Annotated in this window: 3 protein-coding genes; all 3 read right to left on the reverse strand. The window is 39.9% G+C overall.

Features of this window, described 5'->3' with window-relative positions:
* On the reverse strand, nucleotides 1-200 hold a 200-nt coding region (locus VF500_RS26305), incomplete at its 3' end, for a hypothetical protein (protein WP_330862513.1).
* Nucleotides 201-369: 169 nt separating this feature from the next.
* Nucleotides 370-1,734, reverse strand: a complete 1,365-nt coding sequence (locus VF500_RS26310; RefSeq protein ID WP_330862514.1) for a RagB/SusD family nutrient uptake outer membrane protein — start codon at nucleotides 1,732-1,734, stop codon at nucleotides 370-372.
* A gap of 18 nt (nucleotides 1,735-1,752) precedes the next feature.
* Nucleotides 1,753-3,824, reverse strand: a 2,072-nt coding sequence (locus VF500_RS26315; protein WP_330862515.1) for a SusC/RagA family TonB-linked outer membrane protein, incomplete at its 5' end; no start/stop codon positions are given.

The raw sequence follows: 3,824 nt of genomic DNA on the forward strand, positions 1-3,824 counted from the left end.
CTAACACGGAAGCCCGACGGCTTACCCGGGTGATGCCCCCTCAGGGCCTGTAAATTATTTCGTCCAAAAATCCGCTCGCCCGACTGGGGGTAATCACAGATCACATCATCATCGTAGATATCATGCTCTGTGTTTATATCACCGGCTGCCGATGCCTGCCAGTGAGCATTCAGGGCGGCAAGTATTTGTTCATCTTCCATGGTTCATTTAAATTAGGTTCAATCGTGTTGGTTAGCACTTCTATATAGTTTAACCACATTTAGTATATGTGTGTTCATCATTTAGCAAAAAATAAAATCTATACCACAACAAAAATCCCGGCAACATTACGTTATCCGGGATTTTAATTAATAAAGATCTATTAAACAATCAATAACCCTCATTTTGTACTAATTTTGAATTAGCTAAAATTTCGCGCTGAGGGATTGGATACACCAGTTTAGGAGAATTGTAAGGAAGCCCGTTCACATTTTGTTTTAGCCGTTTTGCATCATGCAGAAAAAATCCGCCCTCAAAACATAGCTCATGTACACGTTCCGTTAATATGGCAGCAAGGTTTACAGTTGCCAAAGCAGCAAGCCCAGCTCTCTTCCTTATAGTATTAACATCACTTGCCGGTGTTGCACCTGTAGCTGTTCCTCCACGAAGGTTAGCCTCTGCACGGATCAGGTACATTTCTGCAAGGCGTACCACGTGTACGTTCCCATACTGGTTATCGAACTTCTTAGTCCTGTTAACCGATGTGATTGTATAGAACTTGCCTCTTACATCATCTGCCTCAAAACCCGCTAAAAAATCGTCGGTTATTTTGATATCTCCACGTCCGCCGTTTCCGGATGACGCATAAAATTCATTCAAACTATTTATACCTTGCTGTTGAGTAACCTGAATAGCAAAGATATCTTCGGTAGTATTTTCCTGATGAGATGGTTTACTTGATAACAAGAACTCTTTAGTATAATCAGTTACAAGCGAAAACTGTCCCGATGTGATAACGGCATTGGCTTCTTTTAAAGCATTTGCATAATCACCCTGCTGCAGATAAAGCCTTGCCAGTATTGCGGATGCAGCATATTTATTGGCATAAAAGTCGTTGTCAGCAGGCAGTATACTTTCGGCCTTTTTTAAATCACTGATTGCCTGATCATAAACCTGCTTAACTGTCGACCGGCCAACTTTAGCCCCTTCGCTATCCGCGGAGGTAGTTGAGCTTGACACAATAGCGGCTGCTAAGTTAGTTGATGGATCTCCATCATTCCATGATTTTCCATATAAACGAGCCAAATCGAAATACATCAAACCCCTTATAAATTTAGCTTCCCCTTCCCATCTTGTTTTATCGTCTGCATTATCAGCTTTATCTAAATTAGCAAGTACAGTGTTTGCCTGGTTTATTACCTGATAGGCATCCAGCCAGGTATTTTCAACAAAACTGTTGTCTCTTGTTATAGCCTGCACAGTTATTTGAGTTAAGCCAGTGTAGGTACCGGTCCAGGTAATTTCAGCCTGCGTGGCTAACAGATCAGGCTCCATAAATATGCGGCCCCCATATACGTCAACCTGCCCCAAACGATTATAAGTCCCCACCAAGACACCTTGGACATCCTTAGCAGTTTTAATAGCCAGGGTTTGATCAACAGATTCAACCGGCTTTATATTAAGCTGTTTATTGCATGCGCTTAAGCATACAATTAATGTCGTTGCTGATATATATATAAACTTCATCTTTTTCATTTCTGTAATTTTTTACTATTATAAGCCTATATTAATACCAAATACTATAGTGCGTGGCTGCGGAGCCGAGTAAAAGTCATTACTTAAATCAACATTACTCGGCAGCTCGTCTGAATTTACTTCAGGATCCCATCCTTTATATTTTGTAATTAAAAACAGGTTATAAGCACTTGCATATACTCTTATTTTTTGCAATTTCAATTTGTTAACCACTGCTTTTGGCAAGGTATAACCCAATGTTACTGTTTTGCAACGAACGTAGCTGGCTCCTGAAAGATACCTGCTTGAGGTACTGATACCGTTGCCGTAAAACAAGCGTGGTTCAGGTATATCGGTTATGTCGCCGGGTTTATTCCAGTACTTTAACTGGTCTACTGTTTGGTTATCGAAGCCGTTACCTGCGCTGGTACTCATATACTGGCCCGCGGCATTATATACCTTGTAAGCGAATGCCCCCTGAAAAGTTACAGCTAATTCAATACCGTTATACCCAAATGTATTTGTAATACCTCCGTAGTATTTAGGCGTAGGTGAACCTACCACAACATTTTGTGCCTGGGTAGGGTCATTTGTTTTAGTACGATCCAGCTTTCCATCAGTCCCCTTTGCGTTTTTGTAATATAATGCATCCCCATTGGCAGGATCTACCCCTGCATATTCAGGCATGTAGAATACACCTATGGGCTGCCCAGCCATTACATAGTTGATATTGTTATCAGTTATAACCTGCCCCTTAATATCTTTAATAAGGTTTATTTGATAAGAAGCATTTAAACTGGTTGACCATTTAAATTTACCAACAAAGTTATCTGATGATAATTCAAGCTCAAATCCTTTATTAGATAGCTTACCAAGGTTTTGCAATTGTGTAGATATCCCTAACGTACCCGGAAGATTTACATTCAACAGCAGATCACGGGTATTTTTCTTGTAGTAATCAAAGCTACCTGATAACCTGTTATTGAAGAAACCAAAATCAACAGCCAAATCAAGCGCAGCAGTTGTTTCCCACTTTAAGTTTGGATTAACTATCTGAGAAAAGCGCTGACCACCTACACCATTATAATTTGCTGCAGAAAACAAACCTAATGACGAGAAATTACCAATATTAGCGTTACCTGTTAAACCATAACTTGCCCTAACTTTTAAATTGCTTAGCAGGTTATTGTTCTTCAAAAAGTCCTCTTCGGTCAATATCCAACCTACCGAACCTGATGGGTAAAATCCATAACGATTGTTTGAACCAAACCTCGATGATCCATCTTCGCGCACACTTCCCGAAAACAGGTATTTACCCTTATACGAATAATTAGCTCTAAAGAAATAGGCTAAAAAGCTGTATGGACTATCGTATGATGCACCTGAAACAATCACAGCTGCAGCCTTTAATTTTTTATAAGCATCAGAGGCAAACTCCTGCCCCTGTACATCGTTACCAACAGTACGGGATTTCTGATAGGTTGTTCCCAACGTTAAATCTACTGAATGATCATTTCCAAAAATGTTTTTATAACTAAAATAGTTATTGGTATTATAGTTCAATACTTGCGTGGTTGTATTTTCCCCAAACCCATTGTTTGTACCTGTATTACGGAAAGTAGCGCTTCCGTAATAACTATCCTCAGCCTGGTTTAACTGGTCGAGACCGAATTCCGAACGGAATGTTAAGCCTTTTACAATTTCCCAATTGGCGTATACATTACCAATAGTGCGATAAACTGTTGACTGATAGGCTGCATTATTTTTGCTGATAAGCGGATTGTAATACAAAGGAAAATCTTCAGATTCACCAGGAGGAGTACCGCTTATTAAACCGCTGCGCGGGTCGATAAGAGGTGTTATCGGCGATAGCGCCACTGCCTGTAGAGGTGTGCTGAATGCATTATCATTTGAAACCCGGTTATTGATAGTATTTGAAAAACTTAAGTTCATGCCGATGCTTAAATTTTTATCAACCTTACTATCTAAATTTAAACGACCTGAATATCTTTTGAAGCTGTTGCCTATCAATATCCCGGTTTGATCGAGATACTGCCCGCCCATATAGTAGGTTGTTTTGTCATTACCTCCAGATATGTTTAAATCATACT

This window comes from Mucilaginibacter sp. (genome assembly GCF_036383575.1).
In the GTDB taxonomy this organism is placed as follows: Bacteria; Bacteroidota; Bacteroidia; order Sphingobacteriales; family Sphingobacteriaceae; genus Mucilaginibacter.

What these genes read in the sequence shown, in the direction of transcription:
- VF500_RS26310 (WP_330862514.1), bottom strand. Translation starts at nt 1,734, where the DNA reads ATGAAAAAGATGAAGTTTATATATATATCAGCAACGACATTAATTGTA.